This window comes from Mesorhizobium sp. WSM4871, from assembly GCF_055811295.1.
Genome location: NZ_JBVVPU010000002.1, coordinates 372,673 through 386,432, shown reverse-complemented (window position 1 = coordinate 386,432; position 13,760 = coordinate 372,673). Strand labels below are relative to the sequence as shown.

Sequence of the window (13,760 nt, the reverse complement as noted above, 5' to 3'; positions counted from 1 at the left end):
CTCGATGGACCAGCTCGCTCCCACCGAGAAGTATTCGCCCTATCGTTTCTTCTCGGCCGAGCAATGGTCGCAGTTCCGCGCCGACACGCCGCTGACGCTCAGCGAAGATGAAATCAACCGCCTGCGCTCGCTCAACGACCCGGTCGACCTCCAGGAGGTCAAGCGCATCTATCTTTCGCTGTCGCGGCTCTTGTCTGCGCATGTCGAGGCCAGCCAGCTGCTGTTCAGGCAACGGCAGGCCTTCTTCAACGCGCAGGATATCGTCAAGACGCCCTTCATCATCGGCATTGCCGGCTCCGTCGCTGTCGGCAAGTCGACCACGGCGCGCGTGCTCAAGGAATTGCTGGCGCGCTGGCCCTCGAGCCCCAAGGTCGATCTGGTCACCACCGACGGCTTCCTTTTGCCGAACGAGATCCTGCGCCGCGATAATCTGATGGAACGAAAAGGCTTTCCCGACAGCTATGATGTCGGGGCGCTGCTGCGGTTCCTGTCGGGGATAAAGTCGGCGCAGCGCAATGTCCGCGCGCCGGTCTATTCGCACCTGACCTACGACGTCATCCCCGGCGAGTTCCAGACCATCGACCGGCCGGACATATTGATCTTCGAGGGCATCAACGTCCTGCAGCCGGGCAAATTGCCGAAAGACGGCAAGATCGTGCCGTTCCTGTCGGATTTCTTCGATTTCGCCATCTATATCGATGCCGAAGAGGAGCTGATCCATCAGTGGTACATCGCCCGCTTCATGCGGCTGCGCGAGACCGCCTTCCGCAACCCGAACTCCTTCTTCCACCGCTATTCGCAGCTTTCGCAAGGGGCGGCCCGCGCCATCGCCGAAGGCCTGTGGGCCAACATCAACCTGAAGAATTTACGCGAGAACATCCTGCCGACCAGGGCCCGCGCCGATCTCATCCTGCGCAAGGGCGCCAACCACCTGGTCGAGGAAGTGGCGCTGAGAAAGCTGTAACGACACGGGTTAACGGCGCCTTAGCCTATCCTGACTAGCGTCTGGCAAATTCCAGTGGGGCCGGGAGCGGTCTGTGATCAATATGCCTGCAACGCGCCTGCCTGACATTTCCACGTCGCGCACCACATTTGCGCCGCGGCGGTTGCTGAAATTCGCTTCGGTCGGACTTGCGGCCACGGTCGTCTACGCGATTTGCGCCAGCGCCTTCGCCAGTGCCGGGTCAGGATATCTGTCGCCGGCTTTGGCCTCGCTCGCCGCCTACGCGGTCGCGGCGACATTCTCCTATCTCGGCCACAAGTTTTTCACCTTCATGTCGGCCGGTTCGCATCGCTTCGAGGCGCCACGTTTCGCTGTGCTGACCGGCTGCGGCCTTGCCGTTGCCTACCTCCTGCCGGCGCTTCTCGTCGGGCAATTCGGCCTGCCCGTCCCGGTTCCGATCCTGCTCACCTGCATTCTCATTCCGGTGGTCAACTTTGTCGTTCTCGACCGCTGGATCTTTTCCGGCCGTTCCGACGGCTAGAGCCTGTTCCATCCCGATTGAATCGGGATGGGGCTCTATCTATTTGTTTGAGCATGATCTTTTCCGAAAACCGGATTCCACTTTTCGGGATCATGCTCTAACCAGGCGCCGTCACGCGCCGCAGCGTCAGATTGATCCGCCCGCCATTCTTGAGCAATGCCGAGGTCGACGGATAGATGCGGTCGACGCCGTGAAAGCTGAGGCGGCCTTCACCGCCAAGCACGACGACATCGCCGCTCTTCAGCCTGAACGATTTCGTGCCGCCTTCACGCGTGTTCCGGCCGACCCGAAACAGACAATCGTCGCCGAGCGAGACGGAGACGACCGGCGCCGAGAAATCGGTCTCGTCGCGGTCCTGGTGAAGTCCCATCTTCGCGTCCTGCGCATAGAAATTGATCAGGCAGGCCTCAGGTGGATGCGGATAGGCGGAAACCTCGCGCCAAAGTTCCAGCAGCGCCTCGGGGATCGGCGGCCAGGGCGCTCCGGTCACCGGGTGCGTCGGCTGGTAGCGATAGCCGCGCTCCTTGTCGGTGACCCAGCCGAGCGGGCCGCAATTGGTCATGCGCACGCTCATCTCCTTGCCGGTGCGCGGCATCGCCGGCACGAACAGGGGCGCCTCCTGCACGACCTGTCTCACCTCCTCGACCAGCGCTTCCTGCGCGGTACGCGACAGGTAGCCGGGCATATGGCGTACGCCTTTGGGCAAAACGAGCATCAGCCTGGGCGCTTCATCAGCTTCATCCGGCAGACAATGCCACCAACGAACCAAAACGGCGACCCGAAAGCCGCCGTTCTTGTCCTTGGATTGCAATCGCCGACTTAAGGTGTGGCGAGATTCAGGTCAGGCCGAGTCGAAAATGGTGGATTCCGAGAACCGGAGCGGAGCGTACTTTTGTACGTGAGCACCGGAAGCGCAGGAAGCCACCATTTGCAGGCCGGCCTCACCTGAATATCGACATACCTTAGTCGAGGTCGGGTATCCGCAGAACCTGCCCCGGATAGATCTTGTCGGGATGGGTCAGCATCGGCCTGTTGGCCTCGAAGATGATGTTGTTCTTCGCGCCCTTGCCCTTGCCGTAGCTCTTCTCGGCGATCTTCCAGAGGTTGTCGCCTTTCTTGACCGTATAAAAGGTCGGCTCCTTGGCCGGCGTTGCGGGCGCGCCGGCTTCCGGCGTGGCAACCTGCAACTCGTCAGCCTGCACCTTGGACACGCCGAGCGTGTTGCCGACGGCGATGACCGCCTTTTCGAAGATCGACTGGTCCTTGACCACGCCCTTCAGCACGGCCGTGTCGCCCTTGACGACCACTTCCACATTGTCGGTGCCGAGATCGTGCGAATCGAGTTCCTTCTTCAGCGTATCGGCGGTCGGCTCAGCCTCATCGCCGCCGAAGCCGAGCTTCTTGCCGACGCCCTTGACGAAATCAAACATGCCCATCTGTGGTCTCCCTTGCTGTGGCCGACATCGAACTTGCCATTTGCAACCTTGAATTGGAAGTTGTTTCGACCGCGCAAACGACCTGGCTGGAGCCTGCCTTGTGCATTCTAATCGTCAGCGATGCGACCGCGCAGTTTTTTCACCGTCGACCGTCCGGCTTTCGTCTTGAGGCGGCGTTCGACCGCGCCTTTCGACGGCTTGGTCTTCTTGCGCGGCGGCGGCGGCGGTTCGGCCGCCTTGGCCACAAGCGCCGTCAGCCTCGACCGTGCATCAGCCCGATTCTGCTCCTGCGTGCGAAAACGCCCGGCCTCGATGACGATGACGCCGTCCTTGGTGGCGCGCTGGCCGGCAAGCTTTATGGTCCGCGCGCGCACGCGCTCCGACAGGCCCGGCGCATTGGCCGCATCGAAGCGCAACTGCACCGCCGTCGCTACCTTGTTGACGTTCTGGCCGCCCGGGCCGGATGAGCGAATGAAGTCTTCGTGCAGGTCACCCGGATGGATCACCGCATCGTCGGCAATGATGATCTTGTCGTCGTTCATGCCGCAGTCATGGCGCGGCAAATGAAAAAAGAAAAGGCCCCATCCCCAAGGTAGGGCCTTCGGGCCTTTCCGACCTCGGGTCGGGCCTTTGCGATGCTTTCAGCCTGCCCGAAGAGCTTTACTCGGCGGCTTCCTGCAGGCGCGGCGCCGCTCCCAGCACCGTGGCGTCGACATGGATCTCGAATTTCTCGAAATTGACGGCGAACATGCCCACCAGCCTGGCCGCCTGCCGGTCATAGGCCGACGTATCGGTCCAGGTCGATCTCGGATCGAGGATGGCGGAATCGACGCCGGCGACCGACACTGGCACTTCGAAGCCAAAGTTGGCGTCGGTGCGGAAATCGGCCGTCTTCAGCGAGCCGTTGAGGGCGGCGGCAAGCAGCGCCCGCGTTGCCTTGATCGGCATCCGCTTGCCGGTGCCGTAGGCGCCGCCGGTCCAGCCGGTGTTGACCAGCCAGCAGTCGACGCCGTGGCGGGCGATCAGCTCGCGCAGCAGATTGCCGTATTCCGACGGATGGCGCGGCATGAACGGTGCGCCGAAACAGGTCGAAAACGTCGCTTCGGGTTCGGTCACGCCCTTTTCGGTTCCAGCCACCTTGGCGGTATAGCCGGAGAGGAAATGATACATCGCCTGCGCCGGTGTCAGCCGCGCGATCGGCGGCATCACGCCGAAGGCGTCGGCGGTCAGCATGATGATGTTCTTCGGGTGGCTGGCGCGCCCCGTCCTGCTGGCATTGGCGATGAAGTCGAGCGGATAGGCGCAGCGCGTATTCTCGGTCAGCCTGCCGTCGTCGAAATCCGGCACGCGGGCCGCGTCGAGCACGACATTCTCAAGCACGGTGCCGAAGCGCTGGGTCGTGGCGAAGATTTCTGGCTCCGCCTCCGCCGAAAGCTTTATCGTCTTGGCATAGCAGCCCCCTTCGAAATTGAAGATGCCGTGCGGACCCCAGCCGTGCTCGTCGTCGCCTACCAGCACACGCGAAGGGTCGGCCGACAGCGTCGTCTTGCCGGTTCCCGACAGGCCGAAGAAAACGGCTGCGTTGCCGTCGGCGCCTTCATTGGCCGAGCAATGCATCGGCATCACGCCTTTCGCCGGCAACAGATAGTTGAGCACGGTGAACACCGACTTCTTCATTTCGCCGGCATAGGAAGTGCCGCCGATCAGCACGATCATGCGCGAGAGGTCGACGGCGATCACCGTTTCGGTGCGGGTGCCGTGGCGGGCCGGGTCGGCGCGGAACGACGGCAGGTCGATGATCGTCATGTCGGGCACGAAATGCTCGAGCGCGGCGGTCTCCGGGCGGATCAAAAGGTTGCGGATGAACAGCGAGTGCCAGGCAAGCTCCGTGATGACCCTGGTCGGCAGTTTCAGGTCCTCGTCGGCGCCGCCGACCAGATCCTGCACATAAAGGTCCTTGTCCGCCGCATGCGCGCGGAAATCGGCAAGCAGCGTCTCGAACTGGGCCGGCGAAAGCGCCTTGTTGTTGTCCCACCACACATGCTGCTCGGTGGCGCCGTCGCGCACGATGAATTTGTCCTTGGGCGAGCGGCCGGTGTGCTGCCCGGTCTCGGCGACGAGCGCGCCGTGCGCGGTGAGCCGGACCTCGCCACGGCGGATTGCTTCCTCATAAAGCGCGGGCGCCTCGAAATTGTAGCGCACAATGCCAGTGGTACTCAGGCCGATCCGATCGATCGCGTATGCGGAATTGCGTTTGCCGGCTTCCGACATCAAGTCTTCCCCTTCGATTTTGCCGCGTCCTGACCGCCGAATTTCCGGCACCTAAAACGGTCAGAACCAGAAAAACCGAATGATATCAAATCATTAATCGATTTAAAAAATTTGAAAGTTGTTTAAATCGTTTATATGTGCAAAAAACCAGGCGGTTGCCCAAAGGATTGGCGACCCTTGTTCGTCCAATCCATATCGAGGTGCGCCTGTGGCCGCTGGTGACAGCGAACAAAGCCTATGCCACATTTTGTACCTAATTTGTCCTGCAAAAGCCCCTTCCCACCTAAAGAAGGGACAGCTCATGAGGGAGCCGCTTGAAATGGCAACAATCGCGCTTGTCGACGACGACCGCAATATTCTGACGTCGGTGTCGATCGCCCTTGAGTCGGAGGGATATCGCGTCGAGACCTACACGGATGGGGCGTCGGCGCTGGAAGGCCTGGCGGCGCGTCCGCCGAATCTCGCCATCCTCGACATCAAGATGCCACGCATGGACGGCATGGAACTCTTGCGCCGGATGCGTCAGAAATCCGACCTGCCGGTGATCTTCCTGACCTCCAAGGACGACGAGATCGACGAGCTTTTCGGCCTCAAGATGGGCGCCGACGACTTCATCCGGAAACCCTTCTCGCAGCGTCTTCTGGTCGAGCGGGTCCGCGCCGTGCTGCGCCGGGCCAGCGCCCGCGAGGCGGCGGCCAAGACGCCCAATCAGCAGGCCCGCTCGCTCGAGCGCGGCCAGCTTGTCATGGACCAGGAGCGCCATACCTGCACCTGGAAAGGCGAGCCGGTGACACTGACCGTCACCGAATTCCTGATCCTGCATTCGCTGGCCCAGCGTCCCGGCGTGGTAAAAAGCCGTGATGCGCTGATGGATTCGGCCTATGATGAACAGGTCTATGTCGACGACCGCACCATCGACAGCCACATCAAGCGGCTGCGCAAGAAGTTCAAGGCCGTCGATGACGACTTCGAGATGATTGAAACCCTTTACGGAGTCGGATACCGGTTCCGCGAAGCGTGAACAGGCAGTAGGCAGTAGGGAATAGTCGGTAGTCAGTTTTGAATGGTGTGAGCAGCCACTCATGCATCGCCGCGAGCGCCAGCCTTCCTCTATTCCTACCCACTACTCACTAATTACCAAGCAGGGACTGCTATTCGATGGCAGTGGACGTAGAGCGAGTAAGACGGGCGGGCGCTGCCAGGCGCCCGTCGCGGATTCTGCCCGCATTCCTGTCGAAAATCACAGTGCCGATGCGCCGGTTCCTCGGCCACCATATTTTTTCCAGCCTGACGCGGCGCATCCTCTTTCTCAACCTCGCCGGCCTGGCCGTGCTGGTCACCGGCATTCTCTACCTCAATACCTTCCGCGACGGGCTGATCGATGCCCGGGTCGAGAGCCTGATGACGCAGGGCGAGATCATCGCCGGCGCGATCGCCGCCTCGGCCACGGTCGAGACGGATTCGATCAGCATCGACCCGGAAAAGCTGCTCGAACTGCAAGCCGGTGAAAGCCTTGGCCCCGGCTCCGACCAGCTCGACAATCTGGATTTTCCGATCAATCCGGAGCGCGTCGCGCCCGTGCTCAGGCGGTTGATCTCGCCGACGCGTACGCGTGCCCGCATCTACGACCGCGATGCCAATCTGTTGCTCGATTCCCGCCATCTCTATTCGCGTGGCCAGATCCTTCGCTACGACCTGCCGCCGGTCGAGGAGGAAGAGCCCGACCTTGTCGAGCGCATCCAGAAATTCGTCTTCGACTTCTTCCGCAACACCGCATTGCCGGTCTACCACGAGCAGCCGGGCGGCAATGGCGCGGCATTTCCGGAGGTGGTCAAGGCGCTCACCGGCAGCCCGTCGACCATTGTGCGGATTTCCGAACAGGGCGAGCAGATCGTTTCGGTCGCCGTGCCGATCCAGCGCTTCCGCGCCGTGCTTGGCGTGCTGATGCTGTCGACCGAAGGCGGCGACATCGACAAGATCGTCGCGGCCGAGCGCAAGGCGATCCTGCGTGTGTTCGGCATTGCGGCGCTGGTTACCGCCATCCTGTCGATGCTTTTGGCTTCGACCATCGCCAATCCGCTGCGCCGGCTGTCGGCGGCGGCGGTTAGGGTGCGGCGCGGCGTCAAGAACCGCGAGGAAATCCCCGACTTTTCCGACCGCCAGGACGAGATCGGCAATCTGTCGATCGCCGTGCGCGATATGACCAACGCGCTCTATGCCCGTATCGAGGCGATCGAGAGTTTCGCGGCCGACGTCTCGCATGAGCTGAAGAATCCGCTCACCTCGCTGCGCAGCGCGGTGGAAACCTTGCCGCTGGCCAAGAACGACAATTCGCGCGGCCGGCTGATGGAGATCATCCAGCATGATGTGCGTCGCCTGGACCGTCTCATCACCGATATTTCCGATGCCTCCCGCCTGGACGCAGAGCTGGCGCGGGAGGACGCGGGAACGGTCGACCTGAAGAAATTCATCACCGACCTCGTCGCCGTCTCGCGCGAAACCACGCGAAACAAGAAGTCCGTCGAGATCGAACTCAAGGTCGCCAAGCTGCCGCAGGGCGTCAAGGGCTATTTCGTCACCGGCCATGATCTGCGGATCGGCCAGGTCATCACCAATCTGATCGAGAATGCCCGCTCCTTCGTGCCCGAGGAACGCGGCCACATCGCCATTTTGCTGGAGCGTGCCGGCAAGGTCAATATCGTCACCATCGACGACAATGGTCCCGGCATCCGGGCCGACAATATCGAGCGCATCTTCGAGCGTTTCTACACAGACCGGCCGGCCGGCGAGGCGTTCGGCCAGAATTCAGGCCTTGGCCTGTCTATATCCAGGCAGATCGTCGAAGCCCATGGCGGTACGCTGACCGCCGAGAACATCCCGGGCACCAAGCCCGGCGAGATCAAGGGCGCGCGCTTCGTCGTCACGCTGCCGGCCGAAGGCTGACCTGTGCAGGCTGAAAACATTCACGGCACGGCGCTGCTGATCGGCGAGCGCGGCGTCCTCATCACCGGACCGTCCGGCGCCGGCAAGACAACGCTGGCGCTGACACTCCTGGACCATTGCCGCGCGCGGGGGCTGTTTTCGCGGCTGATCGGCGACGATAGGCTACTTGCCGTGGCCCACGCCGGACGGCTGGTCTGTCGCGTGCCGGCGGCTATCTCCGGTCTCGTCGAAGTGCCGGGGTTCATGCCGCGCCCGCTGCCGTTCGAACCGGTTGGCGTGATCGACCTGCATGTCCGGCTGGTGCCGAAGGCGGAAATGGCCCGTTTCCAGGAGGAAATCAGCGAGCCGGTGGCAGGCTGCCCGGTGCCGCGCGTCGATCTTGCCGAGCGCAATGTTCCAGCGGCCTTGCCGGCGGTGATGGCGCGGCTCTCCATCGCGCCCTTTTTATGATCCGGTTTCGATTTTTTGCTGCAATGCGTCAAAATGGCTCGGGCTGGCGCAATTTTGGGCTTGTCAACGCGCCTCGCGTCGACAAGATAGCGCTCCCGCCGCCTGGAATGGCCGGCGAGCATAAAATGCGCCTGTGAAGCGGCGATGACGGGAGCCACCAACGCATGATCGGACTCGTGCTTGTAACGCACGGTCAACTGGCCGCCGAGTTCCGCCATGCCGTGGAACATGTCGTCGGGCCACAAGACAATTTCGAGACCGTCGCGATCGGCGCCGAAGACGATATGGAGCAGCGCCGCCGCGACATTGTCGATGCCGTTGCCCGCGTCGACACCGGAGCGGGCGTCATCGTTTTGACCGACATGTTCGGCGGCACGCCTTCCAATCTTGCCATTTCGGTGATGGAGTCCGGCCGTACCGAGGTCATTGCCGGCATGAACCTGCCGATGCTGATCAAGCTGTCCAGCATCCGCAAGGGCGACAACATGACCGCCGCGCTCGATGAGGCCCAGGCCGCCGGCCGCAAATACATCAACGTCGCCAGCCAGCTCCTGAGCAGCAAATGAACGCGTTGTCGTCGGAAAAGGATGAGATCGTCCGCGACTTTCCGATCGTCAACCAGCGCGGCCTGCATGCCCGTGCCTCGGCGAAATTCGTTCAGGTCGCCAGCGGCTTCAATGCCGCGGTCCATGTCGAGAAGGACGGGGTCAAGGTCGGCGGCACCTCGATCATGGGCTTGATGATGCTGGCCGCGAGCCCCGGCTTCTCGATCCGCGTCACCGCCAGCGGCCCACAGGCCGCGGAGGTCATCGACGCGCTGGAGCAATTGGTCGCATCCCGCTTCGGCGAGGACTCCTGAAGCCTGGAGCGCCGCGCGTTCTTTAATTGCGAAGACATGCACGGATAAAGATTTCTTTATATCCCATTGTCGTGCGACCGGCGATCTGCTAGTCAGGCCGGCACTTCGCGCCCTTCGACGCCTTCCGGGGCGGGCGCATCCGTAAAACAATTCTTGATCGGAGCACTGCCATGACGGGTAGCAAGGACTATGTGGTCGCCGACATTTCGCTTGCCGGCTGGGGCCGCAAGGAAATCGAGATCGCCGAAACCGAAATGCCGGGTCTGATGGCCTGCCGCGAGGAGTTCGGCAAGGCGAAGCCGCTGAAGGGCGCGCGCATCACCGGCTCGCTGCATATGACCATCCAGACGGCGGTGCTGATCGAAACGCTGAAGGCGCTCGGCGCCGATATCCGCTGGGCCTCCTGCAACATTTTCTCGACGCAGGACCACGCGGCCGCGGCCATTGCCGAGGCTGGCATTCCGGTCTTCGCGGTCAAGGGTGAGACGCTCGAGGACTATTGGGTCTACACCGACAAGATCTTCCAGTGGGCCGATGGCGGCACCTCCAACATGATCCTGGACGATGGCGGCGACGCCACCATGTACATCCTGATCGGCGCCCGTGCCGAGGCCGGCGAGGACGTGCTGTCCAATCCGGGCAGCGAGGAGGAAGAAATCCTGTTTGCGCAGATCAAGAAGCGCATGAAGGCCTCGCCAGGCTTCTTCACCAAGCAGAAGGAAGCGATCCGCGGCGTCACCGAAGAGACGACGACCGGCGTCAACCGGCTCTACCAGTTGCAGAAGAAGGGCTTGCTGCCGTTTCCGGCCATCAACGTCAACGATAGCGTGACCAAGTCGAAATTCGACAACAAATATGGCTGCAAGGAATCGCTGGTCGACGGCATTCGCCGCGGCACCGACACGATGATGGCCGGCAAGGTTGCGGTCGTCTGCGGCTATGGCGACGTCGGCAAGGGCTCCTCGGCGTCGCTGAAGGGCGCCGGCGCCCGCGTCAAGGTCACCGAAGTCGATCCGATCTGCGCGTTGCAGGCGGCGATGGACGGCTTCGAAGTCGTCACGCTCGAAGATGCGGCCCCGACCGCCGACATCGTCATCACCACCACCGGCAACAAGGACGTCGTCACGCTCGACCACATGCGGTCGTTCAAGGACATGGCGATCGTCGGCAATATCGGCCACTTCGACAATGAGATCCAGGTGGCGTCGCTACGCAATCTGAAGTGGACCAACATCAAGCCGCAGGTCGACCTGATCACCTTCCCGGACGGCAAGCGGATGATCCTTCTGTCGGAAGGCCGCCTGCTCAACCTCGGCAACGCCACCGGCCATCCGAGCTTCGTCATGTCGGCGTCCTTCACCAACCAGGTGCTGGCGCAGATCGAGCTCTACACCAAGCCCGGCCAGTACGAGAACCAGGTCTATGTCCTGCCCAAGCATCTCGATGAGAAGGTCGCGCGCCTGCATCTCGACAAGCTCGGCGCCCGCCTCACCGAACTGTCGGGCGAACAGGCCGCCTATATCGGCGTGACCCCGCAGGGACCTTTCAAGCCGGAACACTACCGCTATTAACCACAGCGCAAATTACCACTAGATATTGATGCCGGGCGATTGACTTTTCGCCCGGCTTATTTTTGCGCCGATTGATTCTTCACGCCGATTCGCGCAAGCGCTATGGTGCTGATTCGCGGTCCGGGGACGAGGGCCGACGCACACGATCAGGCCGGTCTTGCATTCAGGCGGCGAAGAGGACCAAGACATGCCGGGGGATTACCCGCCTTGCGCGGGACAGGCCGTTTCCGGCGGCCGTAACGATTCGAGTATCACGGGCTCCGCTGCCGAAGGCGGCGGCCTATGGCGCGCTGGCATCCGCCTCGCGAAATTGCTTTCTTCCTCCGCGCTTGCCGGGTCGTTGCTCGGTTTCGCGGCGCATGCTGAAACCGCTGGCGTGCGCAAGGCCGTGCTGCCGGTCAGCACGGTCGAGGTCATACAGCTCGCCGTGTTCGTCGGCGTCATGGGCGCCGCGCTGCTTTCGGCCATCGTTCTGATCCGCCAGCGGGCACGCACCTCGGCGGAGAACCTCGAACTGAGATCCCGCATCGCGGATGTCAACGCGGCGCTGCAGCGTTCCGAGGCATTGCTCAACACGCGCGACCAGCGTGTGATCGTATGGACCTCGGAAAACAAGAAGCCTGAAATCATCGGCGCATTGCCGCTTGAGAGCGGCGCCCCGGAAGACCGGGCCGCTTTCCTTGCCTTCGGCCGCTGGCTGATGCCGCGTTCGGCGGCGGCGCTCGAACATGCCGTGGCCGCCTTGCGCGATAAGGCCAAGCCCTTCGATCTCGTCATCGAATCCCTGGTCGGCGCGCCGCTTCAGGTGCAGGGGCGCAAGAGCGCGGCACATGTGCTTGTGCGCTTCGTCTCGCTGTCGGAAACACAGCGCAGCGAGGCCAGGCTGAAGATCGAGAACCAGCGCCTCGCCGCTGACTACGACACCATGATAGGCCTTCTCGACGCGCTCAACATGCCGTCATGGCTGCGCACCACCGATGGCCGGCTGAAATGGGTCAACCGAGCCTATGCCAAGGCCGTCGAGGCGCAGAGCGCCGAGGCCGCCGTCCGCGATGCCAAGGAATTCCTGGGCGGCCAGGCGCGCGATGCGATCGCCGCGCAGCACAAGTCGCGTCCTGTCTTCGAGCAGACGCTTTCCACCGTCATCGAGGGCGACCGGCGCGTGTTCACTGTCACCGACTTCGCCGGCGCCGACGGTTCGGCGGGTATTGCCTGCGACACCAGCGCCATCGAAGCGATCCGCGGCGAATATGAACGGACCGTGCGGAGCCATGCCGACACGCTCGATCAGCTCAACACCGCCGTGGCGATTTTCGACATCGACGAGAAACTGCGGTTCTTCAACCAGGCGTTCCAGAAGCTATGGGGTCTCGACAGCGGCTTCCTGCACAGCGCTCCCGACAACGCCTTGTTGCTCGATCGGCTGCGCAGCGAAGGCAAGATCGCCGAGCAGCCCGAATGGCGGCGCTGGAAGGAAAACCTCCTCGGCGCCTATCGCGCGGTCGAGTCGCAGGAGCACTGGTGGCATCTGCCCGACGGCAAGACCATCCGCGTCGTCGCCAATCCGCAGCCCAAGGGTGGCGTCACCTGGGTGTTCGAGAACCTGACCGAAAAGATGGATCTCGAAAGCCGTTACCAGACCGCGGTGCGGGTCCAGGGCGAGACGCTCGACAACCTTGCCGAAGGCGTGGCTGTGTTCGGCCCGGACGGCAGGCTCAGACTGTCCAACCCGGCATTCGCAGCGCTTTGGCGACTGGACGCCGACACCGCCAAGCCAAACGTCCACGTCTCCACGATCCGCGATCTCTGTGATCGACGGGCCGCGGACAGTCCCTGGGGCGGGTTCCTCGCCGCCATCACCGGCTTCGACGACGAGCGCCGCGACCACCATGGCCAGACCGAGCTGAACGACGGCACCGTCCTGCGCTATGCGATGATCCCGCTGCCCAACGGACAGGTGATGATGACCTTCGTCGACGTCACCGACAGCGTCAATGTCGAGCGGGCGCTGAAGGACAGGAACGAGGCGCTGGAGAAATCCGACCAGCTCAAGAACGAGTTCGTGCAGCACGTTTCCTATGAACTGCGCTCGCCGCTAACCAACATCATCGGCTTCACCGAGCTTCTTTCATTGCCGTCGACCGGGCCTCTGAGCCAGAAGCAGCGCGAATATGTCGAGCATGTCGGCTCGTCTTCGTCGGTCCTGCTCACCATCGTCAACGACATCCTTGACCTGGCGACGGTGGACGCCGGCATCATGCAGCTCGATATCTCCGAAGTTCACATCGACCGCACCATCGCCGCCGCCGCCGAGCTGGTCGCCGACCGGCTGGAGGAGCATTCGATCAGGCTCAAGATCGACGCCGCCGCCGCGCCAAAAACCTTCCATGGCGACGAGATCCGCATCCGCCAGATCCTCTACAATCTGTTGAGCAACGCCGCCAATTACGCGCCGGAGGCGAGCACCATCACGCTCGCCTGCCGGCAGCTTGCCGAAGGCGTGGAATTCTCCGTTCACGACGACGGGCCCGGCATGCCGCCGGACCTGCTCGATTCGGTCTTCCGCCGTTTCGAACCGCGCGCCAATGGCGGGCGCCGCCGCGGCGCCGGCCTCGGCCTGTCGATCGTCAAGAGTTTTGTCGAACTGCATGGCGGCAGCGTCCGTATCGAGACCGGCAGGGACAAGGGCACTACCGTCATCTGTGCCTTTCCCGACACGCCGGGCATCCGCGCCGCGGCCGAGTAG

13 protein-coding genes are annotated in these 13,760 nt (G+C 62.6%); 9 read left to right on the top strand and 4 right to left on the bottom strand.

Translation table 11 applies throughout. The features are described 5' to 3' along the window. The first annotated feature begins 4 nt into the window (after window positions 1-4). Both coaA and AC0L2H_RS05205 read left to right on the top strand, forming a co-directional pair. A complete protein-coding gene (gene coaA, locus AC0L2H_RS05210) occupies window positions 5-964 on the top strand; it encodes a type I pantothenate kinase (protein WP_473589199.1) in 960 nt (319 codons plus the stop codon). A gap of 82 nt (window positions 965-1,046) precedes the next feature. Next, entirely contained in the window at window positions 1,047-1,484 is a 438-nt protein-coding gene (locus AC0L2H_RS05205; protein WP_473589467.1) for a GtrA family protein, read from the top strand. A gap of 97 nt (window positions 1,485-1,581) precedes the next feature. On the opposite strand, the gene AC0L2H_RS05200 is transcribed toward AC0L2H_RS05205, so the two are convergent. From AC0L2H_RS05200 to AC0L2H_RS05185, 4 genes are all read right to left on the bottom strand, one after another. Continuing rightward, complete coding sequence (locus AC0L2H_RS05200) at window positions 1,582-2,199, bottom strand: alpha-ketoglutarate-dependent dioxygenase AlkB family protein (RefSeq protein WP_473589198.1); 618 nt, start codon at window positions 2,197-2,199, stop codon at window positions 1,582-1,584. 247 nt (window positions 2,200-2,446) lie between these two features. After that, complete coding sequence (gene lysM, locus AC0L2H_RS05195; protein WP_473589197.1) at window positions 2,447-2,920, bottom strand: peptidoglycan-binding protein LysM; 474 nt, start codon at window positions 2,918-2,920, stop codon at window positions 2,447-2,449. Between the two features lie 107 nt (window positions 2,921-3,027). After that, window positions 3,028-3,462 (bottom strand): alternative ribosome rescue aminoacyl-tRNA hydrolase ArfB, encoded by a 435-nt coding sequence (gene arfB, locus AC0L2H_RS05190; RefSeq protein ID WP_107649031.1) that lies wholly within the window; start codon window positions 3,460-3,462, stop codon window positions 3,028-3,030. 118 nt (window positions 3,463-3,580) lie between these two features. Beyond that, complete coding sequence (locus AC0L2H_RS05185) at window positions 3,581-5,191, bottom strand: phosphoenolpyruvate carboxykinase (RefSeq protein ID WP_473589196.1); 1,611 nt, start codon at window positions 5,189-5,191, stop codon at window positions 3,581-3,583. A gap of 319 nt (window positions 5,192-5,510) precedes the next feature. Between AC0L2H_RS05185 and AC0L2H_RS05180 the strand changes: the two genes are divergently transcribed. The 7 genes from AC0L2H_RS05180 (at window position 5,511) to AC0L2H_RS05150 (ending at window position 13,760) form a co-directional block, all read left to right on the top strand. After that, the gene (locus tag AC0L2H_RS05180; RefSeq protein ID WP_081609615.1) at window positions 5,511-6,212 is read left to right on the top strand and encodes a response regulator transcription factor; all 702 of its coding nucleotides are present in this window, start codon (window positions 5,511-5,513) and stop codon (window positions 6,210-6,212) included. Window positions 6,213-6,349: 137 nt separating this feature from the next. Then, the gene (locus AC0L2H_RS05175; RefSeq protein ID WP_473589195.1) at window positions 6,350-8,134 is read left to right on the top strand and encodes a stimulus-sensing domain-containing protein; all 1,785 of its coding nucleotides are present in this window, start codon (window positions 6,350-6,352) and stop codon (window positions 8,132-8,134) included. A gap of 3 nt (window positions 8,135-8,137) precedes the next feature. Beyond that, window positions 8,138-8,584: an HPr kinase/phosphorylase gene (locus AC0L2H_RS05170; protein ID WP_473589194.1), complete on the top strand. Its 447-nt coding sequence runs from the start codon at window positions 8,138-8,140 to the stop codon at window positions 8,582-8,584. 164 nt (window positions 8,585-8,748) lie between these two features. Next, window positions 8,749-9,150: a PTS sugar transporter subunit IIA gene (locus AC0L2H_RS05165; protein WP_006325638.1), complete on the top strand. Its 402-nt coding sequence runs from the start codon at window positions 8,749-8,751 to the stop codon at window positions 9,148-9,150. Continuing rightward, window positions 9,147-9,443 carry an HPr family phosphocarrier protein gene (locus tag AC0L2H_RS05160; protein ID WP_473589193.1) on the top strand — a complete coding sequence of 99 codons (297 nt, stop codon included), beginning with the start codon at window positions 9,147-9,149 and terminating at the stop codon, window positions 9,441-9,443. Before AC0L2H_RS05165 ends, AC0L2H_RS05160 begins: the two co-directional genes overlap by 4 nt. 170 nt (window positions 9,444-9,613) lie before the next feature. Next, window positions 9,614-11,014 carry an adenosylhomocysteinase gene (gene ahcY / locus AC0L2H_RS05155; protein WP_107649037.1) on the top strand — a complete coding sequence of 467 codons (1,401 nt, stop codon included), beginning with the start codon at window positions 9,614-9,616 and terminating at the stop codon, window positions 11,012-11,014. A 187-nt stretch (window positions 11,015-11,201) separates the two neighbouring features. Continuing rightward, a complete protein-coding gene (locus tag AC0L2H_RS05150; RefSeq protein WP_473589192.1) occupies window positions 11,202-13,760 on the top strand; it encodes a sensor histidine kinase in 2,559 nt (852 codons plus the stop codon).

Coding starts and splice junctions, on each gene's coding strand:
- coaA (WP_473589199.1), top strand. CDS start 5: ATGGACCAGCTCGCTCCCACCGAGAAGTATTCGCCCTATCGTTTCTTC.
- AC0L2H_RS05205 (WP_473589467.1), top strand. CDS start 1,047: ATGCCTGCAACGCGCCTGCCTGACATTTCCACGTCGCGCACCACATTT.
- AC0L2H_RS05200 (WP_473589198.1), bottom strand. CDS start 2,199: ATGCTCGTTTTGCCCAAAGGCGTACGCCATATGCCCGGCTACCTGTCG.
- lysM (WP_473589197.1), bottom strand. CDS start 2,920: ATGGGCATGTTTGATTTCGTCAAGGGCGTCGGCAAGAAGCTCGGCTTC.
- arfB (WP_107649031.1), bottom strand. CDS start 3,462: ATGAACGACGACAAGATCATCATTGCCGACGATGCGGTGATCCATCCG.
- AC0L2H_RS05185 (WP_473589196.1), bottom strand. CDS start 5,191: ATGTCGGAAGCCGGCAAACGCAATTCCGCATACGCGATCGATCGGATC.
- AC0L2H_RS05180 (WP_081609615.1), top strand. CDS start 5,511: ATGGCAACAATCGCGCTTGTCGACGACGACCGCAATATTCTGACGTCG.
- AC0L2H_RS05175 (WP_473589195.1), top strand. CDS start 6,350: ATGGCAGTGGACGTAGAGCGAGTAAGACGGGCGGGCGCTGCCAGGCGC.
- AC0L2H_RS05165 (WP_006325638.1), top strand. CDS start 8,749: ATGATCGGACTCGTGCTTGTAACGCACGGTCAACTGGCCGCCGAGTTC.
- AC0L2H_RS05160 (WP_473589193.1), top strand. CDS start 9,147: ATGAACGCGTTGTCGTCGGAAAAGGATGAGATCGTCCGCGACTTTCCG.
- ahcY (WP_107649037.1), top strand. CDS start 9,614: ATGACGGGTAGCAAGGACTATGTGGTCGCCGACATTTCGCTTGCCGGC.
- AC0L2H_RS05150 (WP_473589192.1), top strand. CDS start 11,202: ATGCCGGGGGATTACCCGCCTTGCGCGGGACAGGCCGTTTCCGGCGGC.